Raw genomic sequence first — 24815 nt, 5'->3', positions numbered from 1 at the left:
CCTCTGTCAACGGGCTGGCTGGTTCGCATGCCAATCGGCTGGATGGCCGATGGACGGCGCTACGTTGTCACGGTCCCCGCCGTTCGGCACCCCTCGTCCCCACCCACCCGGCAGACGACGCGCGGCAACGCCGAAAAGACGATCCATGCACTGACTGGGCGAGCGTCGTCCAGGTCAAGAGTCCCGCACTGACAACAGCCCAAGGGTGAAGGAGAACGTCATGGATCAGTTCAGCAACAACGTGGACCAAGGTAGGCGCGACCTCCTGGTGGGCACCGCCACTCTGGCGGCCGCCGCTGCGCTTCCCTTGGCCGCAACCCTCAGCCCCTCCGTTTCCATCGCGGCCACGCAGGCCGCAGCAACCGTCGAAAGGCAAACCATGAGCTACATCACCACCAAGGATGGCACCCAGATTTACTACAAGGACTGGGGCCCGAAGGACGGCAAGGTCGTCACGTTCAGCCATGGCTGGCCGCTGAGCAGCGACGCCTGGGAAGCGCAGATGTTCCACCTCGCGTCCAACGGGTTCCGCTGCATCGCGCATGACCGACGCGGCCACGGTCGCTCCAGCCAACCCTGGAATGGCAACGAGATGGACACCTACGCCGACGACCTGCAGGAACTGCTCACCAAGCTCGAAGTGAAGGGCGCCATGATGGTCGGGCACTCCACAGGTGGCGGCGAGGTCGCCCGCTACATCGGCCGCCACGGCAACGCGCGCGTCTCGAAGGCGGTGCTGATGGGCGCGGTGCCGCCCATCATGGTGAAGTCGGCAAACAACCCGGTGGGCCTGCCGATGGAGGTCTTCGATGGGTTTCGCAAGGCCTACTTGGCTGACCGCGCTCAGTTCTTCCTCGACGTGGCCAGTGGCCCGTTCTTCAACTTCAACCGCCCCGGCGCCAAGGTGTCCCAGGGCCTGATCCAGTCCTGGTATCTGCAGGGCATGATGGCCGGCCACAAGAACGCCTACGACTGCATCAAGGCGTTCTCGGAGACGGACTTCACCGAAGACCTGAAGAAGTTCAACGTCAAGACGCTCATCATCCACGGCGACGACGACCAGATCGTCCCCATTCAGGGCGCTGCGCTGCTCTCGGCCAAGCTGGTCAAGGGTGCCGAGCTGAAGATTTACAAGGGCGGCAGCCACAGCCTGGGCGACACCGCCAAAGAACAGCTGAACGCCGACCTCTTGGCTTTCGCCAAGGCCTAAGCAGCCAGGGCCGCCCTCTCCGTGCGAGGGCGGCTTTTATCGAGCTGGAGCATCCATGCGACCCCTGCTTTTCGCGCTGATTTTGGCCTTTGCCTGCGTTGCAGCGACGGTACGTGCCGCTGACTTAACAGGACCTACGCGCGTCGCGGTCCAGCCCTTCGTCACGCTTCCCGCCGACGTGAGGCACCCCGAGGGCCTGGCCTCCAACCCGAAGAACGGCGACCTGTATGTCGGGACGTTCGATGCGCGTGAGCCGGCCAGTGAACGCAACAACCAGGTGCTGCGCTACTCAGCAGGCGGCAAGTTGCTGGCGAGGTACTCGTTCGGCCCGACACCGCTGACAGGCCTCGAGTATCTGGATGGGAAGCTCTACATCCTCAACTTCGGAGCGTCCAAGCTCCAGCGCCTGGACGGCGACTTTACCGAGAGCAGCAAGCTTGAAGACCTCGCATCCTTCACTGCCCTGAAGCCAACCTCGGTCGTCCCTCGCACGGTAAACAATCCCGACGGCAGCATGGACCGCATCGTGTTCGGTTCGGCCGGTTTTCCGGCCATCAACGGGATGGTCTTCGACGCCGACATAAACCTCTATATCTCTGACAGCTTCCAAGGCGCAATCTACAAGATCGAGAACGCCGCGACCTGCAGCTCGTGCACGGTGTCGGTCATCTCGCGTGACCCGCTGCTGGCCACCGCTGGGCATCTGCCGTTCGGTGCGAACGGCCTGGCTTTTGGCAGCACGCCCGGAGTGCTCTATATCAACAACGCCGGTGATGGCCGCCTTCTGAAAATGGACCTGGCCAGCGGGCAGTTAAGTGTCCTGTCCGAGAGTCTCCCCGGTGCGGATGGCCTCATGTTCCACAACGGGCTGCTCTGGGTTTGCGCCAACCAAGCCGATGTCGTACTTGGCGTCGACGAGAGCGGGCTCATCCGCGTGAGGGCGGGGGAGTTCGCCGGCATCAACAGAGACGGCTCACCTCAAGGATTGCTGTTCCCTGCGTCGACGGCCGTCTCCGGCAAGTACATGGTCGTCACCAACCTCGCGCTGCCGCTCACGCCCGTCGCCGGTGACGAGTGGGAGGAGCGCGTCACCCGCTGGAACCTCGTTCGTTTCAAGCTTCCCTGAGGAAGAGCGCCAGGCGTTCCGCCGGGCGTCTTTGATTGCATGCACTGAAGAGGCTCAATGCCCGGAAAGGAACATCATGCTTGGACTGTCCTCCCTCGGCGCGGTACACACCGCGTTTGGTCTTGTCGCCGTCATCTGCGGCTACGCCATGTCTTTCAGGTTCGGCCGCATCAGTGCCGAGCTGAGCCTCGGAAAGACCTACATCGCTTGCACGGCGATTGCCTGCCTCACCAGCTTCGGAGTCTTCATGCATGGAGGCTTCAACATCGCGCACGCGCTGGGCATCTTGACACTCGTGGTGCTTGGGGTGGCGGTGACGGCCGGCAGACATCGCGAGGAGAGCCGGCTCGCCACCTACGTCGAGACCATTGGCTACACGCTGACCCTCTTCTTCCACATGATCCCGGGTACTACCGAGACGTTCACGCGGTTCCCGGTCGGCGCGCCGCTGTTCACCGGGCCAGACGACCCGAAGCTGCAGAAGGTCATTGGCTTCATCTTTCTGGCGTTCATGCTCGGTATCGCACTGCAGGTCAGGCGCATCTGGAAGACGCCGACGCCGATTCGGCACCGTACTGGCTGGGCCTGAGGTCCTCGATGACCGGTGTCGTCGTCAAGAACGCCCTCATCGAGCGCGTTCTCGACGCCCATCGTGGCGTCCTGGGTGCCGATTTCGACGGCTACCGCAACCACATCTATCGGGTCGCCAGCTTCTTCAACGCGCTCGGCCCCAGCAGCTTCGAGTCGCTGCCGGCGCTGGCGGTCGCTGCGGCCTTTCATGACCTCGGCATCTGGGTGGACGACACCTTCGACTATCTCGAGCCGTCGGCAAGGTTGGCGATGAGGTTCATCGAGCAGGAGGGCCTCGAACAGGTCGACTCCTGGCTGGTGCATGAACTTATCGTCCAGCACCACAAGGTGCGCCAGTACCGGATGAGCCCGTGGGCCTCGATAGTCGAGCAATGGCGCAAGGCCGACCACGTCGATGTGTCCTTCGGCTTGCTGAGTTTCGGCATCCCCCGCCATCGCGTGCGCTTGATCCAGAAAACCTTTCCCGACTGCGGGTTCCATGCCTGCCTGGCGAAGCTGACCTTGCGTGAACTCGTCAGAAAGCCATGGAACCCGTTGCCGATGATCCGGTGGTAGTCGCACGCAGGTCGCCGACGCTGCCGCGAAGCTTGCTGCTCACCATGGCCGCTGCGTACGTTGACACGCTCGGCTTCATCGGCCTGTACGGGCTGTTCACAGCCCACGTCACGGGCAACTTCGTCCTCATCGGCTCCGAGCTGGTGAACCGCCATGCCGACATCCTGACGAAATCGCTGGCGCTGCCGGTATTCATCGTCACCGTCGGCCTGGCCGCCCAGGCGGAGGTGGCCCTTCGCCGGCTTGGCATGGAGGCCCTGGAGTGGCTGCTGTGGACCGAGGCGCTCTTGCTCGCGGTGGCGGCGGCCGCGCCGATGTGGCTGGGCCTCCCGGACCGCGCCGACGACATGCAAGCCGTGGTGATCGGTTTTCTCCTCATCAGCGCGCTGGGAATACAGAACGCATTGATGAGGACGAGCCTGGCCGGCCCGGTTCAGACAACGGTGATGACCGGCAACGTCACGCAGCTCACCATTGACGTCCTCGCGGTGTGGACCGGACGGGCCGACGCCGGCGTGAGGACTCGGGTGTCGCAGACCTGGCCTGCCGTGGCTGCCTTTGCCATCGGTTCTGCGCTTGGCGCCGGCGGATACGCGGCGCTTCGGTTCTACAGCCTCTGGGCGGCTGTGGTGACGGTCTCAGGCGCAGCACTCGTCAGCCGCTGGTCTCGATGATCCCTGGGTGCCGTGGCGGTTCAAAGCGAGACCGAGCGTGCCACCCCGGCGCAGCAGAGCTGGCCAGGGATGCCGGCCTTGTAGACCGCGCGGACCAATGTGAGCCCTTGGTCGAACTCCACCAACGCGCACGGCACTCGAATGACGTGGCGTACCGACCCATCAGACACGCCGACGAGATAGCAGTCCTCGCTTGCGCTGCAGTCGATGCAGGCCTGCGGCCAGATGAGGCCGAAGACGTACCGAACCGTGGATTCCCGCGCCCGCGGATCGCGGGCGGCAGCCCCGCGTTCAAGGCCGCTGAACATGATGGTTCGCCTGGATAGAGTCGTTGAAAGGTAGCTCGTGTTGCGCCATCAGTTCGAGCTCCCAGTTGAGGAACGCGAAGGTGACGGTCTCCACCATGCAGTCCATGAACCTTTCGGCCCTCTCTCGGCAGAGTTCCAGCTCTCCGCGTTCGAAAGAGGACAGCACGTAGCCGCGCAGGGTGGGAGACAGCTCGTCGAAGCAAGCGCCGGTCTCAGCGAGCAGGCCCGAGTCGAGGGCGGCCAGGCCCTCGAGAAGGAGTTGCTGGCGAGCGGCCCGGCTCAGGGGGCCACGGTGGAAGCTGGACGGGAGACCGGCACCCTGGAGGTGCAGGCCAGTCGTGGCATGGTCAAGCCCGGCCAGGTCGATGAGGACCGCGACCCGGTTCGGAGGCCAGGCGCCCCATCGTCCCTCGAAGTCGAAAAGCGCCTCGATGAGCGCAGGCAGTAGCTTCCCCTCCCGGTCGACGGTGAAGGCCGCCTTCGGTGTAAGCGCCGGACGAGATGGCGGGCGGGCACGCACATGGCCGCTGGCGGTGTGCGCCGGCCCTACGAAGTGGGGCAGGCCATGAAGGAAGCGAGAGAGACCCAGTTGCCAGCTCATTGCGAACGCTCCGTTTGGTGGAGGTGGTGCGTCCAATGTCCTTGAAGCGCACGGCAAAGGGCACTTCCTTCGAGCACTGCATTTAGACCGCCAAACGACGGGTGCAACCGTACGCCGCAGGGCCGGTCAGCTCAGCAGAAGTCCTTGAGATGAGCCTTGTCGACGGACAAGAGCCTGTCCAGTCGCACGCGCTCGCCACCTTCCAGGAGCAAATACTCTGCGCCGTCGTGGCTGAAGACGTCGTTCACGCAGGTGTGGCGGTGCTGTACGGTGCCGTCTTCATCCAGGAATCGAATCTGCGCTGCTTTGTGGGTAGTCGCCAGCGCTTCGAGCAGGTCATGAAAGTCGCAGCTGATGGGCTGATAGCCCTGTGGTTGCATGGCGGTCATAGCCTGCTCCTTGGTCAGTCGTCGGTGACGGCCATCTGCATAGGGTGTCCGGCTGAGATTGTCGGCGCCAAAAGTTCGACGGCTCCGCCGCGCGAGGGCGAACGTTCCCGCCCAGCAGACTTGCCGCATCGTCCTTCGCTGGTACGGCAGCGCGGACTCCTGCGACGTGCTTGGGAATGTCAGATGACGCCGCTCCCTGCGACACCGCCATCAGCCTGGACCCGCGCACGCCAAACGGCAGATGTCGCAGGCCGCCATCCGCCCTTCAAAGCTGGCGGCCGTTCGGGGGAGGCGCCGCCGCACACCAGTCCATAGGCTCTCAGTCGTCCGCAGTGATCCCACTCGGCGCTGTCACCTCAAGGAGCTGGTATGAAGCTGAACCGATTGACACTTCTCGCGGCGCTGGGCGCCGCCGGTCTGGCCTCGTGGCCGCTGACCACCGCGCAGGCTCAGCCGACCGAGTCGCGATCCAAACCTGCTCCCAGCGCATCAGGACCAACTCGCGCTGAGGTGCTGGCCGACCTGCAAGTTTGGCGTGCATCCGGCCTGGCCGACTTCGAGCACGACCCCAGCTTGGCGCATCTGGGCAATCAGCGCTACGAAGCTGCTCGCGCCCGGTACGGGCAGTTGCGCTCATCCCCCGAGTTCTCCGCACTGGTCCAGTCGATTGCGGCAAGGACCGGTGAGCGCCTGCCGCAGCAGCTTGCTGCCAGCGACGTCCAGATGAAGTAACACGCAACACAGCATGTGCGTCGACCTAGCCAGCTGCCCGCGTCACCAGGCAATTGCGGTTTCAGGCCAAGGGACGGACTTCTTCGCCGCGATGAGCATGCGACTTGCTGGCGAAGGTGGTCTGCTCTCAGAAGAAGCCTTGCAGGCGAGGTTCGACCGGCAAGGACGTCGCTTCGACGAGGTGAAAGGGTGGCTGCACGAGGGCAAGCTGCGTTCCATCGCCTGGGGAGACCAGCGGTGGCTGCCCATGTTCCAGCTCACGGACGCCTGCGCGTTGCGTCGGGACGTGATGGTCGTCGCCGACGAATTGGCCGGTGCCATGGATGACCTGGAAATACTTGCCTGGTTCGTCTGCCCCAACGAATCGCTTGGAAGACAAACGCCACTGGCCAGCCTCAAGTCCGACCTCCCGGGAGTGCTTGAAGCCGCCCGGCTCGACCACTTCCTCACTTCCGCGTGACTCGTCGGAGAGCACATGCGGGCGCTGGATTCCCCACGGCAGTTCCACAGCTGCAAATGCGCTTCGGCGCTTCTGAGCCGGAAGGCTCACAACCAAAGAGGTTCAACATGACAAAGGTTCTGGTGCTGTATCACAGCTTCTACGGGCACATCGAGCGCATGGCGGAAGCCGTCGCTCAAGGTGCTCGCGAGGTGCCTGGCGTCGAGGTGGTCGTGAAGCGCGTCCCCGAGACCATGACGGATGAGGCCGTCGCCGCGGCGGGCGGCAAGCTCGCGCAGGCGGCCCCCGTCGCAACGCCGGCGGAGCTGGGCGGCTATGACGCCATCATCTTCGGCACCCCCACGCGTTTCGGGAACATGACAGGCCAGATGCGCACCTTTCTCGACCAGACCGGTGCCCTGTGGATGCAGGGCTCGCTGATCGGCAAGGTCGGCAGTGTCTTCACGTCTTCGGCCACCCAGCACGGCGGCCAGGAGAGCACCATCCTGTCGACGATCCCCACGCTGCTCCATCAAGGCATGGTGGTTGTCGGGCTGCCGTACTCTGAACAGCGCCAGATGGGCATCGACGAAATCAAGGGAGGCTCGCCGTACGGCGCCTCGACCATCGCCGGTGGCTCGGGAGAGCGGATGCCGAGCGAGCAGGAGCTGGGCATGGCGGCCTTCCAGGGGCGGCATGTAGCAACCATCGCGAAGAAGCTGCACGGCTAACGCGCCTCCTGCTACTTCGCCAACGACTGGAGCACCACATGACCATCGAATTTAGCCAAGTCCGTCGCCTGCTGCTGGCGGCCGCGCTCTCATTGACCACCGCTGCCCAAGCGCATGACGACGAGCGTGGGCGACACCCACACAACCCACCGACACGCACCGTCGTGCTCGTGCACGGATCATTCGCCGACGGCTCTTGCTGGGGCGACGTGATACGTCTCCTTCAGGAGGAGGGCGTCAAAGTGGTTTCCGTACAAAACCCACTGAGTTCACTCGCCGCCGACGTGGCCGCCGCCAACCGCGTCATCAACCAGCAGACGCAGCCGGTAGTGCTTGTCGGCCACTCGTGGGGCGGCTTTGTCATTACCCATGCGGGGGTGAATCCGAAGGTGGATTCGCTGGTCTACATCGCAGCCTTCGGCCCCGACATCGGCATGTCCGTGGGCTCGATGATGGCGCCGTACCCTCCGGCCCCTTGGGGTGGCGACGTTGTGCCTGACGAGGCCGGCAATCTGGTCTTGTCCGAGAAGTCGTACATCAAATACTTCGTCCCGGACTTGCCGGACAAGGAGGCGAAGGCGCTCTCCGCCACGCAGGTTCCAGCGTTTCAGGGAACCCTCATCGAACCGGCTACACAGACCGCATGGCGCTACAAGCCCAGTTGGTATCTGCTCGCCCAGCGTGACCAGATCATCAACCCGGACCTGCAGCTCGTCATGGCCGCCCGCATGAACGCTCGGACGACGACCATTCGCGGCGGGCACGTTCCGATGCTCTACAACCCCCAGAGGGTGGTGTCAGTGATCCTGGACGCCGTGCGGGGCCGTGACCGGTAGGGAGGGCCTCCTTCGCTTTCTGCAGCTGTGCTCGGCTAGCCTCCTGGCCGGCTGCTCGACGCTGCACTATGAGGTCAATCTGCCCATCGAGACGGTCTCCGCGGAGAAGGGCTATCGGCTTCATCGGTTCACCGAGGCCGATGCAGACGACCACTTCTTCCTGCAGGTGGCCGTTTCGGGCGGCGGTGCTCGTGCGGCCGCGCTGGGATTCGGTGTACTCGAAGAGCTTGCGACACGCGCATTCGGTGGGAAGGCATAGACAAGCGGCTCATCGACGAGATGGACGTGATGATGGGGGTGTCCGGAGGCAGCATGCTGACCGCGTCCATCGCCTTGAATGGCGTCGATGGCATGGCTGGATTCGAGAGGGACTTCTTGAACGCCACTCTGCAGGACGATTTCCAGTCGCGCCTGCTGCGAGTTTCGAACCTGTGGCGCGTTACGTCGCCCACCTTCGGACGCAGTGATGTGCTGGAGAAGTTTCTCGATGACCGGCTCTACCGGGGTGCGACCTTCGCTGACTTGGCCAGAACTCCGCACAAGCCGTTTGGCGTGATTTACGCCACCGACATGGTGACGGGCGCGCGCTTCGAGTTCGTGCAGGACCAGTTCGACTTCCTCTGCAGCGACCTCGGCGGCACCAAGCTGGCGCGAGCGGTGGCCGCATCCAGTGCGGTCCCGCTTGTCCTCAGCCCCATCACGCTGTGGAACTACAGCGCCCCCCTAGAGGGGCGAGACTGCGGCGATCCCATGGTGCGCGCCGAGGCGGCACGTATGGGGGTAAAGAGCCGCCGCCTGGCCGAGCTGGAAAGCTTCCGCGAGGTTGGCGCCGGTGGGCTCCGCCGGCCCTTCGTTCACCTCATCGACGGCGGCCTCGCCGACAACGTCAACGCCAGAGGTGCAGGTGACTACGTTACGCAGTTCGGCGGCATCGGGAACGGCGCCAGGTTCGCAGGGTATCGAGGGCTGAGGCGGTTGGTGTTCATCGTGGTGAACGCCGAGACGAGTGCACGGTCGATGGAAGATCGAAGCGAGCGCGTGCCCGGACCGCTTCGCACGGCGCTGGCCCTGGCTGACATACCCATCAACCGGAATTCGTCCGCAGCGCTGGCTCAGATGCGCACGAATATGGACGGCTGGAGGGAGGAGGTGCGCCGCGCGCACGCGCGGGGCGACTTCTCGGTCTTCGCCCAGGACGTCCAGCTTCATGTCATCGAGGTCAATCTCACCGTGTCCGATGACCCTTCGCTGAGCGAGGACCTTCAAGCGATACCGACGATGCTTCAGCTGTCAGCGGCGGAGGTGAGCACGTTGAGGAGCCACGCGCGCAGGCAATTGCAGAACTCGTCCGAGTTTCAGCGTCTTTTGCAGAACCTCAACGGCGCGGATCAAGTCCTGTCGCGATAGCAGGCATCGTGCACGTTTTTTGGGCAAGGGATCGCCAACCCATGCCCGACAAGCGCTTAGGAAGGGCTCCCAGCGGTTATCAACAGGGTTGCTCACCAGTGCCGGGGACAACGCCCGCGCAAGCGGCGCCATCAAGAAGCTGAGCGTTCGCTATCGAAAGGCCTGCCATCTGACGGATGCTGGCAGCCGCTCCCATGCAGATGCGTGGTGCACGGTCTTGACCGAGGCTTGGTGCCATTGAGGGCAACCGGCTTGACGGCAATGAATGCAGTTTGGAGCTGCGCACGAGCGATGGTCGCGGCGGCCGCGGGGTGCGCTTCGGCAGGTGCTCAGGCGGACTGGAGCCCGAGCCAGGTCTTCGTCCAGGCTGGTAAAGCCGGTGATGCCGCCGCATTGAGTACGGGCGTTCTGTGGGAGTCGGCAGGCGGGCGGTTTGCAGGCGGTGGCTACGTCAGCCTGTACTGGGAGGCTTCGTTGGGGCGCTGGTCGGTGGATCGGCCTAGCGGTTCCAGGCGCTCGTCGTGGGTCACCCAGGTCGGGGTGACGCCGGTCTTGCGCTGGACCATTGGCGCGGAGCAATCACGCTGGTTCGTGGAAGGAGGCATCGGTGCAAACTTCCTTCTGCCCATCTACCGCAGTCGTGAAAAGCAGTTCAGCACGACCTTCAACTTTGGGGACCACCTCGGCATCGGGTTCCCGTTGGGCAACGAGGGCCGGCACGAGGTGGTGCTGCGAGTCCAGCACTTCTCAAACGGGGGTATCAAGCGGCCGAATCCGGGAGAGAACTTTTTGCAGCTCAGGTACGTTGCGAGGCTTTAATACAGGCGGATGCGGTGGGCGCGGAGCTGGACGGGCCATTTAGACCAACCAAGACCGAGGCGATGCTTCGGTAGTCCCTTTGTCAATCCGTTGTCCTTTACGGGTGGTCACCTCGGGTCGATCCCTAATGTGAGGCTTCCGTGCACTCAGCGATAGTGTTCGCTCAAGGGAGAGCAGCATGGAAGAACCGAAGATCGGTCGACGCAGCTTGATGGTCGCTGCGCTGTTCGCCGGGATGGCAGGCAGGGTGGAAGCCAAGGGCAGAGGTGGTAGCCGCAGTGGCGGGAAACGCTACAAGCACGGTGGTGGTGGCGGTAGCGGCGGCGGCAGCAGTGGCTGTGGCTCGAGAGGCGGTCCTGGCGGACCTCGGGATGCGAACGGCAAGTGCCCAGGCTGGAAGAAGTGACACGCCTCTGTAGCCTGAAGCGTCTCTAGTCGGGAGGCGGAATGCCCTTCGTGAATGAGGCCCGGATTGAGCTTCGCCGGTTAGAGCTTGATGCGGCTGTCAAAGAGCATGCGGAACTCTGGGATGGTTGGAAAGTGCTTGAGTCAAAGGCTCAGCCAGTGTCGACAACGGCTGGCGTGTTCCTGGCTGGGGTATTCGCATATGCGTCGCAACAGGCAAGCGCGGCGACGAAGGTAGAGAAGGCCTTGCTGGTGATCCTCGCAGCGGTTTTGCTCGTCTCTGTTGTCGAGGCGCTTAGGACGATTTGGGTCGTGACGGTGAAGTCTCCGCACCTTGGGCTCAGCACGAAGGATGAGGTCGACCTCATCATCGCGAGGACCCAACCACCCGACAGCCTCGAAGGTCGCTACGAAGGACTCCTCTCGGATACAGCAGCGAGATGGCTGACTGCTTGTGAAGAAGTCAGGTCTAGCCTGGATCGGAAAAGCCGGTTGCTCGTCCGGAGCTTGCGCTGGTTGGCCGCGGCGGCGGCCGTCACCGCGGTGTTGATACCGGTGACCCTGTTCTGCCGCGGCTGAGGGGATGACATGCTTTGCTTGATTTGCGGTGCGCGCCAAGTCACTGGGGGCAGCAACTACTGCGGCATCTGTACGAAACCGACGGGGAAGCCGCGGCCGGGCATTCGACGGGATTCAGGGTCCGGACAGTTCACGTCGAAACGCGGGGGGACAACGACGGCAAACAAATCACCGGCTCAGAAGAAGGCAGGATCACGGGGGAAGCGGTGACACCCTGGACACTAGATATAGTGTCCGTGCGTTGCATTTTGACTGCATATAGTGTGACGCGTCTTGACATGTCGTGCGGTCTTCGTAGTATTCGAGTCGTCTGAAGCCGCGAACTGCTTCGCTACGCGGCCTCATTGACCATCCCCGCGGAGCAATTGGAGCTGTCATGTCCAAGTCAGGTCGCACTTCGCCCGGCGTCGCCTCTCAGGCCGCGAAGACGCTTCAGTCCGGCAGCGCCAGCGCAGTGCAAAAGTCGCTCGCTGGTAGCGCGCTCGCGCAAGCCGGCACCGCCAAACGCACGTCGCCGGAGGTCGCATCCGCGGCGGGGAAGGCGCTCGCCAACCCCCGCGCCAGCGCTGTGACGAAGGATTTGGCCGGCAGCGTTCTCGAACAGCGCAAGCGCTGAGGCGTTCTCCAGGTTTGGTCTAGTCGCTTGAGGGCGCCTCGTGGTGAGGCTGACCTTCATGTCTCCTTTGCCTTACATCGAGTCGTTAGCGCCCGGCCCAGCCGCTGTAGCGGTGGGCTATGCTGTTACAAACAATCAATGGGCAAAGGGAAGGCTTGAAAAGCCTGAAATCCTTGGCTTTCGCGCTGCTAGCGCGTCAGCGCCCACAGGGAAATGGCTCGATTCTTCAGTGTCCACTGCAATCAGCTCCCGCTGAAGCCGCGCCTTCATGGCGTGTGTGCCGGCTATGAATCCGGAGCGTGGCGAGCCGCGCAGCTGGCCAGCTACCTGATGGAGTGGCTGCCCGAGTTTTCGCTGTCCTACTCAGAGCGAAAGTCCATCAACGCCACCAATTCGGTAGCGCAGGTCCGCAAGGCTGCTCAGGTTGTCTACGACACCGACAAGTACAACCGTCGGGGTGAGTTCGGCGAGCTTCTCCTTCATTCGCTGATGCGTGAGGCCATCGGCACTGAGCCGGCCGTCAGCAAAATCTTCTTCAAAGATGCCATCAACGCGACGGTCAAAGGATTCGACGCAGCTCACGTTTTGGACACCGACGGCGGCCTGGAACTTTGGCTGGGAGAGGTCAAGTTCTACACCGACATCAATCAGGCCATCCGGGACGTCGTGCCGGAGCTGGAGGCTCATTTCAAGGACGACTACCTTCGCAAGGAGTTCATCCTTATCGCCAACAAGCTTGACCCCACCTGGGCGTGCACAGGACGTCTGACTGACCTGCTTCATCGCAACAGGTCGCTGGACGAAATCGTGAGCTCAATCGTCGTGCCAGTGCTTCTCACGTACGACAGCGACACGGTCAAGAACTTCACGCAAACATCGCTTGCCTACAAAGCGGCGCTGGAGGCTGAGCTTCAAGCTAATCAGAAGAAGTTCGTGGCGAAGAACACGATGACAAAGGTGCGAATAGAGCTGTTCCTGTTCCCGATGGGTAGCAAAAAGGACCTGCTAGAGCAGTTGAATCGCCGTCTTGAGGCGGCGCGCAACCTATGAGCTACAGGGAATTGCGCGACGCCTTGGCCGGCAGTGACAACGTCGAAACCTTTGACGCTTTTGGGTTCCTGTCCAAGCTGTCGAAGTTTACGACGCTCGCACCGGATGAGGACCAGCTCCAGCTTGCGCGCGAGCTGCTAATTCGCGTGCTTGACCGCGAGGAGGTCTTTGAGCCGTATGCGCCTGTCGACATGACTGGGCGGAACGTCATCTTGAGTGCGCCGACCAGCTTCGGCAAGAGTCTCATCATCGACGCGGTAATAGCTAGCGGTCGCCACAACAACATCGTTGTCGTCGTCCCGACGCTGGCGTTGGTTGATGAGACTCGCCGGCGGCTAATGCGCTTTCGTGACCGCTACAAAGTCATCACTCATCTCAGCCAAGAGCCGGCTGCGCGGAACATCTTCGTTCACACTCAAGAGCGGGTGGTCGAGAACCCGCATATCAAGGACGTCGACTTCTTCGTCATCGACGAGTTCTACAAACTTCAGATTGAAGACCGCGATGGCGAAGAGCGCGCGGTGCTGCTCAATCATGCCTTCTACCGGCTCGCGAAGCAGGCCAAGCAGTTCTACATGCTTGGTCCCAACATCAATGAGCTTCCGGACGGCTTTGGCGCGAACTACGACTGCACCTTCTTCCGCACGGACTTCAGCACTGTCGCATCCGATACCCATCTGGTTCCGGCCGGCGGCGATGCAGAAGAAAGGATGAAGAAGTTGGTGCCTCAACTGTCGGGGCCGACGCTGGTCTTCAGCGGCTCAGTCAAGGGCGCGCGAAATCTTGCAAAGGCAGTCGCGCAGGTTCGTGGGCAGGTTGAACCCAGCCAGATGCTCCAAGCCGCTATCGACTGGCTCAGCAAAAACTACAGTTCTAAGTGGGGGTTGGTCAAAGCTCTCAAGAGTGGTGTCGGAACGCATCACGGCAGGCTTCCGCGCTCTGTTGCCCAGATGCTCGTCCGCCTCTTCAATCGTGGGCACCTTGACTACCTGGTGTGCACGTCCACGCTGATTGAAGGCGTCAATACGGCGGCACGGAATGTGGTCGTGGCGGACAACAAGATCAACAACAGGAAATACGACCTCTTCACCTTTAACAACATCCGCGGGCGCTCGGGCCGGATGTGGCAGCACTTCATCGGCCATGTCTACCTGTTCAGCGACCCCCCTCAGAAGGGACTTGAGTTTGTAGATGTCCCCGTTTTCACGCAGAACGAGAGTGCCCCTGATTCGTTGCTCATCCAACTGGATGAAGTCGATCTTTCGGGCGCCGCCAAGACTCGGATGCGACAAATTTGGGAGCAGGGATACCTGTCTCTGGACACCATTCAGGAGAACGCCGGGTTGGAGCCATGGGGGCAAATCAACCTGGCGCGTGAGATTGAAGACAACATCCAGACTCTCGGCCCTGCATTATTTTGGCGGGGCCTGCCAAGTTACGACGACCTGAAGGTCGTTTTCGACCTTGCTTGGCGGCATCTCGGAGCGCGCGCGGGTGCTGGTGTTGCGTCTGCGTCACAGCTCACATACCGGATCAACCAGTACCGGAGCCAGCCGGACTACGCAGCTCAGCTTCGAGATGCAGTCCAGGGAAAGACAGGTGAGGAAGCCGACGAGGCGCTAGAGACGTTCCTCGAGTTCGCACGAACATGGGTGAACTTCAAGGCTCCGCGCCTGATGAGCGCAGTCAATCGCATCCAGGCCGAAGTGTTGAGGCGGCACTCGCGGCGGCCTGGTGACTACACCTACTTCTGCGGCCAGCTCGAGTCTATGTTTATGAGCCCGGTCGTCATCGCCTTGGAAGAGTACGGCGTGCCGATTCAGCTCGGTCAGCGCCTTATCCCGATCTTGGGCAATCCGGAGACGCTCGATGACGCCCTTGCCGCCATGGCAAAGCGCCGCGCTCAGGACCTGGCCATTACGCCGTTCGAGCGGGCGCTTGTCCGCCCGCTATGCCGGGATGAGGCGTCTGAAGTTAGCCAAACATGAGTCCATGGTTTGTTGAGCGCAGCGGTGTTTTTAGGTCGGGCGCCAACCTTCGGTTGTAAAGGCGGTGACGCCAATGGATGTGCGCCGGGGGACCCTTTTTTGTCAGCGGACTTGCGCACTGAAACTGCATCCTGACCACCGCTGGCGCGGAGTGCTATTGCGATAACAGCTCTTATCGCGATAGCACGCTTTTCTGGCCAAAGTGGTGACGCGCCAAGCCATCGAGACCTGAGTTTGTTTGCTCTGAACGGAGAAGGCCTTCGCTCGGCGAGGCGCATCAGCCCCCTGGGTCCGGGCTAGGGTAGGGTGGCATTGCCACGACAGCCGATCCGGACAGAATTTCGGCTATTCCAGAAGACGCATCCCGGGGAGGGGCGCGATGAAATTCATCCATGCAGCCAACATCCACCTGGACAGCCCGCTGAACGGGCTTTCCGCCTACCCAGACGCGCCCGCCGAGCAGCTTCGCAGCGCGACTCGCGACGCCTTTGCCGAACTGTTAGACCTCGCAATCGCCGAAGAGGTCGACTTCATGGTGATTGCTGGCGACTTGTACGACGGCACCGGCGAGAGCGTCCGGAACCACTACACCGGACTGGTTACCCGCCAGGCCGAGGTTGACCGCTGGAGCTCGCAGGCGTTGCTGCGGAAGACCTGGGCTGGCCGGATTCGAGGGATGAGGCAGCTTTGCGCTCGCGGTTGCCGACGCAGCTCACCCTCCGCGAGGTTCAGCGCCTGGTCAACGAGCACGGAGGACTGCTCAAGGCCAAAACCTCCACTGCGAACAGCGTCACGACCAAGAAGGCCGAACTGGAGGAGGCTGAAGCTGAACTGAAGGCGATCACAGTCGCCGAGGTATCGACGGCGCTGCGCAGCGCCCTGTCCGACGCGCAGGCCTACCGGAACACGGCAGCGGCTCAAAGCAAGGCTGACTCGGCCGTGAAGACCGCAAAGCGCACTCTGGACACCGCCCTGGCGGGCCTGGGGCAGTGGAGGAGGGCGGTGGAGGACCTTCAAAGGATGTCGCCCCCGTCGTCGGAGCGGCTGGCCGGCTTGGTTGCCAAGCGCCAGCGACTGGATTCCGAGCTCAGCACGGCAGCGACGCTGCTGTCGCGGAGGCGCGCAGGCAGGAGGCGCTGGCCGGTATGGCCGACGCATCAGAGCGCTACATCAAGGTAACCGCGGCAGCGAAGCTGCTGAGCTGGGCCATCGAACGCTACCGGGAGCAGAACCAAGGCCCTATGCTGACGCGCGCCGGCGCCATCTTCTCGGCGCTCACGATAGGCATGTACACGAAGCTCTTTGTCGATTTCGACAGCACGCCGTACAAGTTGTCTGCGACCCGGAAAGATGGCAAGTCCGTCGAGGTCCCGGGCTTGAGCGAGGGTACGCGCGATCAGCTCTACCTGGCGCTGCGGCTCGCCGCCTTGGAGCTCCACCTGGCCAAGGCGAAGGCGTTGCCGTTCGTGGCCGACGACCTGTTCATCAACTTCGACGACGAACGGTCGACAGCTGGGCTTGAGGCCTTGCGGGAGCTATCAACAAAAACACAGGTCCTGTTCCTAAGTCACCATGACCATCTCCTGCCTCGCGTGCAGCAGGTGTTCGGGGCCGGGGTGAACGTGGTGCAGATGCAGCGATAGGCATGCCCGTTCGCTAGCCAGCGCCGTGCACCGCTACAAACCTGGCCTCAAGGGCGAGGGCATCCGCAAGTGCATGGTGCTGGCTAAGACCCATCTGCTCCCGCACGGAGGCCCATGTCTCCTTAGCCGCCTTGATGCCCTCTGGGTCTTCCAAGAGGTAGCCGACGTGGCTGGCCAAGAGGCTCGGCATCAAAGGCGTGCTCGCTTCTTCGACGAGCACTTCTATGAAGCCGTAGTCGGAGCTGAAGTCATAGACGACTTCGACTTCGGCCGCGCCGAGAGCGTTCAACCATTCCACCAGGCGGTCAGGCATGGCTTGCCTGATAGCGCAGCCTCCCTCGACACGACCGAATTGCGTCAAGACCTGCTTCCTGATGAAGTCGTCCGGACGCTGCTCTAGGTGGCTGGCCACCTCATCCATCGGCAGCTCCATGTAGAGATAGAGGTCTCCACCAGCTGCGACCAACCCGAGACTCAACAGCTGCGGTTCGGCAGAGCCAGCAGCGAACTCCGTATCGAGGAAGACGCGCAGGGGCATGTCGCGGTAGCCTGGGTATTCGGATCAGTTTTTGATGGGAGTTTCAAGTGAGCACAGCAATCGTCGGCGACGGAGGTTCTTTGACGCTCCCACCTGACGTGGCCCGTTCGCTGAACGTGCACATGGGGGACCGACTCGAATTCGTCGAGGTTGATCCAGGCCATTTCGTTGTTGTCGCTCTCAACCGGTCGGTGACGGAGTTGAAGGGATTGTTCGGCGTCCCTGCAGGACTTGCTTCTATCGAGGACATGAATCGCGCCATTGCCCGGCAAGCGACACGAGGAGCCCGGCGGGGCTGAGAGCTGCGCATGTTGGCGACGGAGAGTAGGGCGGTCACGCTCCGCCCGTTGGTGCCGCTCCAGGCACAACGCCGAAAACCCGCATCCAATCGCCTGCTTTGCAATGAGTGATGAGCGGGGGTTGCCAAGGGCGAGCCGGCATCCAGGCGATTGAAAACACCTTTCCGCCCTGCGGAGCCCAGATGTCGATGATCGAAGACAGCTCTGCGTCCATCGGAAGAACGAGGATGTTCTCGCCGAGGGTCAGGTGCCAACCTTCCTTGTCGAGGTCCCACGTCTCTGGCTGCGTCGCCGTCGGAGGACGGTGTGCCCCGCTCGCTCGGATGAGGTCGGGCAGGACCTTGATGCCGGCGGCCGCAACCTCGAGTTTGTCAATGCGAACCGTGCTTGTCGCCATCGTCACCTCATCGCTGTCTCGACGCCGAAATCGTAGGTGGCAGGCTCAGTTGATAGGCCAAAGGCACTACCAGTAAAGTGTGAAGGGTCGGTATAGCGCGAAATGCGCTCGCGGGTCGATGGCCCGAAAACCTTCGACCGATGGTCCGTTTGGCGCATGCGGTGCGGCGCCTACGCCGGGACGATGGTGGTCATGCAAATCATCCAGCACGACCTCCCGCAATCGAGCGAAGAACCCGGGGTGCAGCGAGTGCAACTGGCTGGCCCGGCCGTGGGGGTCCCAGCGCTCGACTGCTAGCTGCTGACGCTGGCGCCGAAGGCAAGCAGCGAGGGCAGGGCCAGTGGAGCTGGGCGGGGCGGCCACGTTTTCATCGCCCTCGCCGGCCGCGGCAAGCTGTTTGTCGCCGGCGCACCGCAGCGCTCTGTAGCGCCCTGCACTTTGGTCCTCCCACCCTGCGCCGAATACCGACTGGTCTGCCAGGGGTTGAGCCGCTGCAGTTGGTGTCGGTGCAAGCGCGCGGGTGCTGACGCGCCAGCGCCACGGCTCTAGGCGCCCTGGCCCGTCCCCGTCTTCATCGCCGTCTTCCGCTGGGCGAAATCTTCGATGGGGCCTTGAATGGGCGGGATGATCGAGTGGAAGCCGACGTGGAGGTTCTTGGCCAGCTTCAGTAGCGTCCCCAGCAGTTTGTGGGCTGAGTCTGAGGTCTCTCGGAGAGCCTGCTTCAACTTCACGGTGGTGTCGCCGCTGTCCCTGAGGTACTTCTCGTCGGCCTCGCCGCCGTTGTGCTCGTAGACGTGCCGCCGGTGGAACATCAGGGTCGCCATGGCGATTTCGGGTTCGTCAAGGCCGTCGCAGATGTCAATGTCGAACCAGTCGCGCAGCACCAAACGGGTCTCTTTGAGGTCATGGAAGCGCTGCTTGTTGAGGCGCGTGCGCCTGCGATCCGTCATGGGTACGAGCGCGATGAGCTGCTTGGCGTACTGACCAACCAGCGTGTCGAAGGCCGAAACGCCGTCACGAACGATGCCTTCGGGCTCTGCGCCGCCCCGGAACTTTTCTCGGATCGCGGCGATGGTTGAGCGCTCGAAGTCGGCAAAGTCGCTCCTGGTGGCACACCCAGAACAGGCGCCGAACTTGCCCAGGATGTCATTGAATTCGCCGCAGGCGGCGCATGTGAACTTGCGCTGCTGGCTTTCCTCTGAAACGTAGAAAGCGGGCCTTTCGGCGCTGCCGGTAGCGTCGGCAACGGCGTCCATGTCGATGACAGCCTGGCCGTCATCGCCGTCGAGCGCGTCGGTAAGCGTCTCGCAGTAGTGCTTGACAAATCGCAGCTGCGCTTCAGACAGGAATCTGTGCTCGGGGGCGCGGAAGCTGCAGTATGGGCAGGAGCGCGGCCAAGGGCCACTGCGCCAGTAGCCTTTGCACTTCGGGCAGTTGTGGCCGAAATGCCCCTCGCTGTCGGACTGAATAAGCACGGGAAGGCATCCAGGGAACGGCGGCGGACTCATCGGCGCGCCGAGCCCATGGAGGTGCATTGGCGCGACCGGGATGCCTTGATGGATGGCGTAGATGCCGATCAGCACCTGCGGATTTGGGCTGGAGCTGCTGATGCCGACGTTGAACATCTGCTGGCCGTCTGGCCTGTTGACGATGTCGAAAGTGATCTTGCCTCCCGAATGGGCAATTTCCCTGAACTCGGCCATTGGTGGTCTCCGTGTGAGCCGGAGATGCTACTGGGCCGCCCGAGTGGGAACGCTGCCGTGACGCCGCGCCGGTCGGTTGAGGAGCCGCCGAGCCTGGCTGCTGCCAGCTGGCGCTTGCGACATGAAGTCCCGACTCAGAGCGCAATTTCGGGCCGTCGGCGGAGTTGGGAAATCTTGTCGCAGGGGCCGCCGGCCACCGACATGGACATCCGGCCACTCTATGAAGACCAGTCAGCCGTGGGCCGTCTCGGACTCTGTGGGCCTGCTGGGCAGCGCGACACGAGTTCCGGACTCAAAGGACGGACTGGCCCGTTTTGGGGCCAACCAAGGGTCCGGAGGGCCGCACGATGCGACAGGATTGCCCGACTCGAAGGACAAATCGACCGGTTGGTGAATCGCGTCGCGGTTTTGGCCGATCTAGAGGGGGTTATCGTGTCGGCGCTCTGCCTGATCACAACGTAGCCGGCGACTGGGGAGCCAGGTTGGCAGGCGGTTTAGCATGCCAACCTCATCGGCGTGGCCGTCTTATTCAGTAGGCCCGCAGGGCGGGCCATAGTTACCTCAAGGATCCAACGTGCTGCAAGCCGATCAAGCCCATGTCTTCGGTGGCGACAATGTGCATTATGTCAACTCACAAAGGCGAGTCGCCGTGACCTGGTCTGGATGCGGCTGTTCGCGTGCTGTTGGCCGGGCCTGAGGCGTGGGATTCAAGCTTCTCGTCGGCATCGTCTGGCTGCTGAGCTGGCTGCCCTTTCGGGCCATCTCGGCCCTGGGCTGGCTGATTGGCAGCCTGATCGCGGCCTTGCCGTCGTCGCGGCGGCGTATCGGCGAGGTGAATCTGAAGCTGGTGCTGCCGGACTGGACGCCGGCCGCGCGCAGCCAGCTGCTGCGCCGCCACTTCATCGCCATGGTGCAGATGCTGCTCGAGTACGGCTACTGCTGGTTCGCGTCCAAGGAGCGCCTGCAGCGGGTTATGCGCATCGAAGGCCTGGAGCATCTGCGCGCCCTGGACGGCCGCAATGTCATTCTGATGATGCCGCACTTCACCGGCCTGGACCTGGCCGGCCTGCGGGTGTCGCTGGAGACGCCGCTGGTCAGCATCTATTCGGTGCAGAAAGATCCCTGGCTGGACGCCTTCTTCCGCGCCAAGCGCCTGCGTTTCGGCACCGGCATCATCTTTGCGCGCCAGCAAGGCACGCGGCCGACGCTGCGCGCCCTGAAGGACGGCTACCGCCTCTACTACCTGCCCGACCAGGACTTCGGCGCCCGCGACTCAGTCTTCGTGCCCTTTTTCGGCGTGCCCGCAGCCACCATCGGCGGGCTGTCGCGCATGGCGGCCGTCACCAAGGCGGCGGTATTGCCCTGCTATCCGCGCCGGGAGGCGGATGGCTATACGCTGGTCATCGAGCCGGCGCTGCAGGATTTCCCGACCGACGACATCGTGGCCGACGCCACCCGCATGAACGCTGTGATCGAAGCCCAGGCGCGCCGACAATTGCACCAGTATTTCTGGCTGCACAAGCGCTTCAAGTCCCGCCCGCCCGGCGAGGCCGACTTCTACGGACGATGAACGACATCCCCTACATCAAGCTCAGCATCGTCGCGATCTTCATCGCGAGCACGATGTATGTGCATTTCCGCGGCCGGGTGCGCCTGCGCTTCTTCCGCCAGTTGATGGATCACTCCACCTTCATGGCGCCCATCAACTGCCTGATGTATCTGTTCTCCAGGCTGCCGGCCAAGCCCTACCTGCCGGTGGCCGGCTTCCCGGAGCTCAAGCTGCTGCAGGACCACTGGCAGGACATCCGCGCCGAGGCCTTCAAGCTGGCCGACGCCGGCGAGATCAAGAAGAGCGACAAGTACAACGACGCCGGCTTCAACAGCTTCTTCAAGACCGGCTGGACGCGCTTTCACCTGAAGTGGTACGACGACGCCCACACTTCGGCCAAGGAACTCTGCCCGGTGACGACCGGGCTGCTGCAACGCATCCCGACCGTGAAGGCGGCCATGTTCGCGGCCCTGCCGCCCGGTGGGCGACTGGTCACCCACCGCGACCCCTTCGCCGGCTCGGTGCGCTACCACCTCGGCCTGGTCACGCCCAATGCCGACAGCTGCTACATCTCGGTGGACGGCGAGCGCTATTTCTGGCGCGACGGCGAAGGCGTCATCTTCGACGAAACCTATCTGCACTACGCCGAGAACCAGTCGGACATGATGCGCATCATCCTGTTCTGCGACGTCGAGCGGCCGCTGAACAACCCGGTGGCGCGCTGGTTCAACCACTTCATCAGCAACACGCTGATCCGCGCCGCCTCGGCACCCAACTCCGATACCGACAAGACCGGCGGCATCAACCGCCTGTTTGCCTATGTGCAGCAGGTGCGCATGTTCGGCAAGCGAATCAAGGCCAGGAGCCGGTTTGCCTACTACGCCAGCCAATGGATCATCTTCGGCGGCCTGATTGTCTGGTGGCTCTGGCCCTAGAACATGAGACCCCCACGCGTCCTGCGGCCGCTGCCCCCCCCGAGGGGCGCGTCAACGCCTGCGGGCGGCCGGGCGCCGTTGACATGCTGAGGCTGCGCCTGCTCGGTGGTTTCGAGATCGAGCGCGCCGGCCGCGTCGAGCTGACACGCCTGCCCAGCCGCGCCGCGGCACTCCTGCTGGCACGCCTGGCGCTGCAGCCCAAGCGCCAGCATCCGCGCGAGGAACTGGTCGAGCTGCTGTGGCCCGGCGTCGAGCTGGACGTCGGCCGCAACCGACTGCGCCAGACCCTGTCCACGTTGCGCGCCCTGCTCGAGACCGAGGACGCGCCCCTCTTCAACGCCGACCGCCAGCAGATCTCGCTGCTGCCCGGCGCCCTGGCCTGCGACGTGCAGGACTTCGAGGCCAGCCGCAGCCCGGCTCACTATGGCGGCGAGCTGCTGCCCGGCCATTTCGACGACTGGGTCGTCACCGAGAGGCATCGCCTGAGCGCCCTCGCCGACGACCTGCCCGCAGCACCGCCACTCGCAGCGCAACCGGCGCCGGCAGCCCCTGCCGCCCTGCCCTCCTTCGCCACCAGCCTGCCGCGCTATCTGACGCGCTATTTCGCGCCGCCCGGCCTGCTCGAGACCCTGGCCGCGCAGCTGCCCGAAGTGCGGCTGCTGACCCTGATCGGCCCGGGCGGTGTCGGCAAGACGAGGCTGGCGGTGGAACTGGCCTGGCTGCAGTTCAAGGAGTTCGACTGGAGCTGCGGCATGGCCGCCCTGGCCGAGGTGCGCGACGAAGCCGGCTTGGTGAGTGCGCTGGAGCGCGCGCTGATGGTCACGCGCGGCGGCGGCTGGCCTGCCATCGAGGCCGCGCTGCAGGAGCCCGGGGCTTTGAGCCTGCTGGTGCTGGACAACGCCGAGCAGGCCATCGGCGTCGTCGCCCAGGCCGTCCAGCGCCTGCTGGCCCTGGCGCCCAGGCTGTGCCTGCTGGTCACGTCCCGCCATGCGCTGGAGGTCGATGGCGAAACCCTGGTCGACGTCGCGCCGCTGGCAAGTGCTGAAAGCTTGGCTCACGACACGGCCCAAGCCCTGTTCATCGACCGTGCCCGCGCCGTGCGGGCCGACTTCCACGCCAGCCGCGACAACCAGGCCGCGCTGACCGAACTGATCCGCGAGCTCGAGGGCCTGCCGCTGGCGCTGGAGCTGGCCGCCGCCCGCGTGCGCAGCTTCTCGCCCGCGCAGATGCTCGAGCAGTGGCGCGGACTGCACAAGGCATCCAGCGCCCTCCCCACCTGGCTGGCCAGTCCGACGCGAGCGCCCCGCCACGCCTCGGTGGCGGGCCTGCTGGACTGGAGTCTGGCCCTGCTCGGCCCCGAGCCGCGCGCTCTGTTGCAGCGCCTGGCCGCCCTGCCCGGCGCCTTCGCCTGGGCCGACGTGGCGGCCCTGGACGGCACACCCGCCTTGCTGAACGAACTGACGGGGCATTCCCTGGTGCAGGCCGGCGGCGACGCCGAGCCGCGCTACCGCATGCTGGAGCTGCTGCGCCGCGGCGTGCTCGCGCGGGTGGATGCGGCCGAGCAGCGCGCCGCCCGCAGCACCCTGCGCGTTGCGCTGTGCGAATGGGCCGCATCGCTGGGCCTGCAGGCCCCCATCACGGCCTGGACGCCGCGCCGCGAGCTGGCCCGCGCCGTCATTGCCAGCGCCGCCGATGACGGCGATGCGGCCATGGGCCTGAGCCTGGCCCTGGCCCTGCGCCCCTGCTGGGAAAGCGATGGCGTGGACCGCACGCTGGTCGACCAGCTCGGCCAGTTGCTGCAGCTGGCAGCGGCGTCATCCGCCGGCCATGAACTGCGCGCCCACCTGGCCTTCACCCATGGCGACCGAGCGCTGGCCCTGGCCGAGGCCGAGCGCGCGCTGCAGGTCGCCGGTACCGATCCGGCCACCCGTGCGCCGGCCCTGGTGCGCCGCGCCTGGGTGCTGCTGGCCGGCGACAACCGCGAGCAGGGCCAGACCCGCCCGCTGGAAGAGGCCATCGCCCTGGCCCGCCGCGTCGGCGACGTGGCGACCGAGGCCCGCGCCTGGCAGCAGCTGGCGGCCATCGCCGTGTCGCGCGGCCAACCGGCCCAGGCCGAGGCCCTGTACGCCCGTGCCCAGGAGCTGTGGGAGGCCGTCGGCCATTCCCGCCAGGCTGCCGCGCGGCTGCGCAACCGCGCCCAGTGCCTGATCGAGCTGGGCGACACCGCCACGGCCGTCGGCTGGATCATGGCCTGCCAGCGCATGGCCGAGGAAGACGGCGACGGCGTGGGCCAGCTCGACGCGGCCTACACCCTGGCCATGGCCCATGAATCCCGCCGTGACTGGCCCGCGGCCCTCGCGGCTGCACGCCAGGCCCTGCGCATTGCGCACGGCCGCCAGCATCTGCATGCACGCGCGCTGACGCTGCAGCTCTTCCCCCGGCCGCTGGCCCGCCTGCGCCATGCCGAGCATGCCTTGCAGCTGGCCGCCTTTGCCGAACAGTACTGGCAGCGCCACCTCGGCGTGCTGGGGTCGAGGGAAGCGCGCGCCTTGGCGCGGGTGCGCCGGCTGGCCGCCTCGCAGCTCGGCAGCGATGGCGCCAAGGCTGCCTGGAGCCAGGGACAAACCCTGAGTTTGAGCGAAGCCCTGGCGCTGACAGGGGCGTGACGAACGGGTTTTGAAGCCGGCCTTCGCTA

The 24815-nt window shown here is 64.1% G+C and carries 25 protein-coding genes and 2 pseudogenes; 21 read left to right on the top strand and 6 right to left on the bottom strand.

The window, feature by feature from the left end; genetic code table 11:
• Positions 1-220 precede the first annotated feature (220 nt).
• The 5 genes from AC07OY_RS26420 to AC07OY_RS26400 all read left to right on the top strand — a co-directional run bounded on the left by AC07OY_RS26420 (position 221) and on the right by AC07OY_RS26400 (position 4156).
• Complete coding sequence (locus AC07OY_RS26420; protein WP_495045581.1) at positions 221-1210, top strand: alpha/beta fold hydrolase; 990 nt, start codon at positions 221-223, stop codon at positions 1208-1210.
• A 55-nt stretch (positions 1211-1265) separates the two neighbouring features.
• Positions 1266-2336: a hypothetical protein gene (locus AC07OY_RS26415; protein ID WP_495045580.1), complete on the top strand. Its 1071-nt coding sequence runs from the start codon at positions 1266-1268 to the stop codon at positions 2334-2336.
• A gap of 76 nt (positions 2337-2412) precedes the next feature.
• Positions 2413-2925 carry a DUF2306 domain-containing protein gene (locus AC07OY_RS26410; protein ID WP_495045579.1) on the top strand — a complete coding sequence of 171 codons (513 nt, stop codon included), beginning with the start codon at positions 2413-2415 and terminating at the stop codon, positions 2923-2925.
• 8 nt (positions 2926-2933) lie between these two features.
• Positions 2934-3482 (top strand): hypothetical protein, encoded by a 549-nt coding sequence (locus tag AC07OY_RS26405; RefSeq protein ID WP_495045578.1) that lies wholly within the window; start codon positions 2934-2936, stop codon positions 3480-3482.
• Complete coding sequence (locus AC07OY_RS26400; RefSeq protein ID WP_495045577.1) at positions 3452-4156, top strand: YoaK family protein; 705 nt, start codon at positions 3452-3454, stop codon at positions 4154-4156. Before AC07OY_RS26405 ends, AC07OY_RS26400 begins: the two co-directional genes overlap by 31 nt.
• A 20-nt stretch (positions 4157-4176) precedes the next feature.
• Here AC07OY_RS26400 and AC07OY_RS26395 read toward each other — a convergent pair whose 3' ends face one another.
• From AC07OY_RS26395 to AC07OY_RS26385, 3 genes are all read right to left on the bottom strand, one after another.
• Positions 4177-4464 (bottom strand): hypothetical protein, encoded by a 288-nt coding sequence (locus tag AC07OY_RS26395; RefSeq protein ID WP_495045576.1) that lies wholly within the window; start codon positions 4462-4464, stop codon positions 4177-4179.
• Positions 4448-5065, bottom strand: a complete 618-nt coding sequence (locus AC07OY_RS26390; protein ID WP_495045575.1) for a hypothetical protein — start codon at positions 5063-5065, stop codon at positions 4448-4450. Before AC07OY_RS26390 ends, AC07OY_RS26395 begins: the two co-directional genes overlap by 17 nt.
• Before the next feature lie 131 nt (positions 5066-5196).
• Positions 5197-5454, bottom strand: a complete 258-nt coding sequence (locus tag AC07OY_RS26385; protein ID WP_495045574.1) for a hypothetical protein — start codon at positions 5452-5454, stop codon at positions 5197-5199.
• Positions 5455-5823: 369 nt separating this feature from the next.
• Here AC07OY_RS26385 and AC07OY_RS26380 point away from each other — a divergent pair, with 369 nt between their 5' ends.
• The 13 genes and pseudogenes from AC07OY_RS26380 to AC07OY_RS26320 all read left to right on the top strand — a co-directional run.
• Positions 5824-6186 carry a DUF4148 domain-containing protein gene (locus tag AC07OY_RS26380; RefSeq protein WP_495045573.1) on the top strand — a complete coding sequence of 121 codons (363 nt, stop codon included), beginning with the start codon at positions 5824-5826 and terminating at the stop codon, positions 6184-6186.
• Positions 6187-6277: 91 nt separating this feature from the next.
• The gene (locus AC07OY_RS26375; protein ID WP_495045572.1) at positions 6278-6646 is read left to right on the top strand and encodes a hypothetical protein; all 369 of its coding nucleotides are present in this window, start codon (positions 6278-6280) and stop codon (positions 6644-6646) included.
• A gap of 107 nt (positions 6647-6753) precedes the next feature.
• A complete protein-coding gene (gene wrbA, locus AC07OY_RS26370) occupies positions 6754-7356 on the top strand; it encodes an NAD(P)H:quinone oxidoreductase (protein ID WP_495045571.1) in 603 nt (200 codons plus the stop codon).
• Between the two features lie 38 nt (positions 7357-7394).
• Complete coding sequence (locus AC07OY_RS26365) at positions 7395-8192, top strand: alpha/beta hydrolase (protein ID WP_495045570.1); 798 nt, start codon at positions 7395-7397, stop codon at positions 8190-8192.
• A 207-nt stretch (positions 8193-8399) separates the two neighbouring features.
• The gene (locus AC07OY_RS26360; protein WP_495045773.1) at positions 8400-9599 is read left to right on the top strand and encodes a patatin-like phospholipase family protein; all 1200 of its coding nucleotides are present in this window, start codon (positions 8400-8402) and stop codon (positions 9597-9599) included.
• A 261-nt stretch (positions 9600-9860) separates the two neighbouring features.
• Positions 9861-10418, top strand: coding sequence for an acyloxyacyl hydrolase (locus AC07OY_RS26355; protein WP_495045569.1), 558 nt, complete (start codon positions 9861-9863; stop codon positions 10416-10418).
• 447 nt (positions 10419-10865) lie between these two features.
• A complete protein-coding gene (locus tag AC07OY_RS26350; RefSeq protein ID WP_495045568.1) occupies positions 10866-11402 on the top strand; it encodes a hypothetical protein in 537 nt (178 codons plus the stop codon).
• Positions 11403-11778: 376 nt separating this feature from the next.
• The gene (locus tag AC07OY_RS26345) at positions 11779-12018 is read left to right on the top strand and encodes a hypothetical protein (protein ID WP_495045567.1); all 240 of its coding nucleotides are present in this window, start codon (positions 11779-11781) and stop codon (positions 12016-12018) included.
• Between the two features lie 213 nt (positions 12019-12231).
• Entirely contained in the window at positions 12232-13068 is an 837-nt protein-coding gene (locus AC07OY_RS26340; RefSeq protein ID WP_495045566.1) for a HamA C-terminal domain-containing protein, read from the top strand.
• On the top strand, positions 13065-15056 hold the full coding sequence (locus AC07OY_RS26335) for a DEAD/DEAH box helicase (RefSeq protein ID WP_495045565.1): 1992 nt from the start codon (positions 13065-13067) through the stop codon (positions 15054-15056). Before AC07OY_RS26340 ends, AC07OY_RS26335 begins: the two co-directional genes overlap by 4 nt.
• Before the next feature lie 379 nt (positions 15057-15435).
• Positions 15436-15654 (top strand): annotated as a pseudogene (locus tag AC07OY_RS26330) (metallophosphoesterase family protein); the annotation flags it as partial.
• Between the two features lie 89 nt (positions 15655-15743).
• Positions 15744-16235 carry a hypothetical protein gene (locus tag AC07OY_RS26325; RefSeq protein WP_495045778.1) on the top strand — a complete coding sequence of 164 codons (492 nt, stop codon included), beginning with the start codon at positions 15744-15746 and terminating at the stop codon, positions 16233-16235.
• Positions 16154-16699 (top strand): annotated as a pseudogene (locus tag AC07OY_RS26320) (ATP-binding protein); the annotation flags it as partial. The gene AC07OY_RS26325 and the pseudogene AC07OY_RS26320, both read left to right, overlap by 82 nt.
• Positions 16700-16712: 13 nt before the next feature.
• Here the strand turns inward: AC07OY_RS26320 and AC07OY_RS26315 are convergent.
• The 3 genes from AC07OY_RS26315 to AC07OY_RS26305 form a co-directional block, all read right to left on the bottom strand.
• Positions 16713-17237 carry a hypothetical protein gene (locus tag AC07OY_RS26315; RefSeq protein ID WP_495045564.1) on the bottom strand — a complete coding sequence of 175 codons (525 nt, stop codon included), beginning with the start codon at positions 17235-17237 and terminating at the stop codon, positions 16713-16715.
• 333 nt (positions 17238-17570) lie between these two features.
• Positions 17571-17933, bottom strand: a complete 363-nt coding sequence (locus AC07OY_RS26310; RefSeq protein WP_495045563.1) for a hypothetical protein — start codon at positions 17931-17933, stop codon at positions 17571-17573.
• Between the two features lie 545 nt (positions 17934-18478).
• The gene (locus AC07OY_RS26305; protein WP_495045562.1) at positions 18479-19636 is read right to left on the bottom strand and encodes a hypothetical protein; all 1158 of its coding nucleotides are present in this window, start codon (positions 19634-19636) and stop codon (positions 18479-18481) included.
• A gap of 700 nt (positions 19637-20336) precedes the next feature.
• Here AC07OY_RS26305 and AC07OY_RS26300 point away from each other — a divergent pair.
• The 3 genes from AC07OY_RS26300 (at position 20337) to AC07OY_RS26290 (ending at position 24786) form a co-directional block, all read left to right on the top strand.
• The gene (locus tag AC07OY_RS26300; RefSeq protein ID WP_495045561.1) at positions 20337-21206 is read left to right on the top strand and encodes an LpxL/LpxP family acyltransferase; all 870 of its coding nucleotides are present in this window, start codon (positions 20337-20339) and stop codon (positions 21204-21206) included.
• A gap of 14 nt (positions 21207-21220) precedes the next feature.
• Entirely contained in the window at positions 21221-22120 is a 900-nt protein-coding gene (locus AC07OY_RS26295) for an aspartyl/asparaginyl beta-hydroxylase domain-containing protein (protein WP_495045772.1), read from the top strand.
• An 83-nt stretch (positions 22121-22203) separates the two neighbouring features.
• Positions 22204-24786, top strand: coding sequence for an ATP-binding protein (locus AC07OY_RS26290; protein WP_495045560.1), 2583 nt, complete (start codon positions 22204-22206; stop codon positions 24784-24786).
• The last annotated feature ends 29 nt before the right edge of the window (positions 24787-24815 follow it).

This window comes from Roseateles sp. GW821-FHT09H10, from assembly GCF_059415865.1.
The sequence above is the reverse complement of the archived record's forward strand: the minus strand, read 5'-3'. Positions and strand labels throughout refer to the sequence as shown.

What these genes read in the sequence shown, in the direction of transcription:
- AC07OY_RS26350 (WP_495045568.1), top strand. Translation starts at nt 10,866, where the DNA reads ATGCCCTTCGTGAATGAGGCCCGGATTGAGCTTCGCCGGTTAGAGCTT.
- AC07OY_RS26310 (WP_495045563.1), bottom strand. Translation starts at nt 17,933, where the DNA reads ATGGCGACAAGCACGGTTCGCATTGACAAACTCGAGGTTGCGGCCGCC.
- AC07OY_RS26415 (WP_495045580.1), top strand. Translation starts at nt 1,266, where the DNA reads ATGCGACCCCTGCTTTTCGCGCTGATTTTGGCCTTTGCCTGCGTTGCA.
- AC07OY_RS26395 (WP_495045576.1), bottom strand. Translation starts at nt 4,464, where the DNA reads ATGTTCAGCGGCCTTGAACGCGGGGCTGCCGCCCGCGATCCGCGGGCG.
- AC07OY_RS26290 (WP_495045560.1), top strand. Translation starts at nt 22,204, where the DNA reads ATGCTGAGGCTGCGCCTGCTCGGTGGTTTCGAGATCGAGCGCGCCGGC.
- AC07OY_RS26400 (WP_495045577.1), top strand. Translation starts at nt 3,452, where the DNA reads ATGGAACCCGTTGCCGATGATCCGGTGGTAGTCGCACGCAGGTCGCCG.
- AC07OY_RS26355 (WP_495045569.1), top strand. Translation starts at nt 9,861, where the DNA reads ATGAATGCAGTTTGGAGCTGCGCACGAGCGATGGTCGCGGCGGCCGCG.
- AC07OY_RS26405 (WP_495045578.1), top strand. Translation starts at nt 2,934, where the DNA reads ATGACCGGTGTCGTCGTCAAGAACGCCCTCATCGAGCGCGTTCTCGAC.
- AC07OY_RS26315 (WP_495045564.1), bottom strand. Translation starts at nt 17,237, where the DNA reads ATGCCCCTGCGCGTCTTCCTCGATACGGAGTTCGCTGCTGGCTCTGCC.
- AC07OY_RS26335 (WP_495045565.1), top strand. Translation starts at nt 13,065, where the DNA reads ATGAGCTACAGGGAATTGCGCGACGCCTTGGCCGGCAGTGACAACGTC.
- AC07OY_RS26385 (WP_495045574.1), bottom strand. Translation starts at nt 5,454, where the DNA reads ATGACCGCCATGCAACCACAGGGCTATCAGCCCATCAGCTGCGACTTT.
- AC07OY_RS26305 (WP_495045562.1), bottom strand. Translation starts at nt 19,636, where the DNA reads ATGGCCGAGTTCAGGGAAATTGCCCATTCGGGAGGCAAGATCACTTTC.
- AC07OY_RS26410 (WP_495045579.1), top strand. Translation starts at nt 2,413, where the DNA reads ATGCTTGGACTGTCCTCCCTCGGCGCGGTACACACCGCGTTTGGTCTT.
- AC07OY_RS26365 (WP_495045570.1), top strand. Translation starts at nt 7,395, where the DNA reads ATGACCATCGAATTTAGCCAAGTCCGTCGCCTGCTGCTGGCGGCCGCG.
- AC07OY_RS26380 (WP_495045573.1), top strand. Translation starts at nt 5,824, where the DNA reads ATGAAGCTGAACCGATTGACACTTCTCGCGGCGCTGGGCGCCGCCGGT.
- AC07OY_RS26390 (WP_495045575.1), bottom strand. Translation starts at nt 5,065, where the DNA reads ATGAGCTGGCAACTGGGTCTCTCTCGCTTCCTTCATGGCCTGCCCCAC.
- AC07OY_RS26340 (WP_495045566.1), top strand. Translation starts at nt 12,232, where the DNA reads ATGGCTCGATTCTTCAGTGTCCACTGCAATCAGCTCCCGCTGAAGCCG.
- AC07OY_RS26375 (WP_495045572.1), top strand. Translation starts at nt 6,278, where the DNA reads ATGAGCATGCGACTTGCTGGCGAAGGTGGTCTGCTCTCAGAAGAAGCC.
- AC07OY_RS26345 (WP_495045567.1), top strand. Translation starts at nt 11,779, where the DNA reads ATGTCCAAGTCAGGTCGCACTTCGCCCGGCGTCGCCTCTCAGGCCGCG.
- AC07OY_RS26420 (WP_495045581.1), top strand. Translation starts at nt 221, where the DNA reads ATGGATCAGTTCAGCAACAACGTGGACCAAGGTAGGCGCGACCTCCTG.
- wrbA (WP_495045571.1), top strand. Translation starts at nt 6,754, where the DNA reads ATGACAAAGGTTCTGGTGCTGTATCACAGCTTCTACGGGCACATCGAG.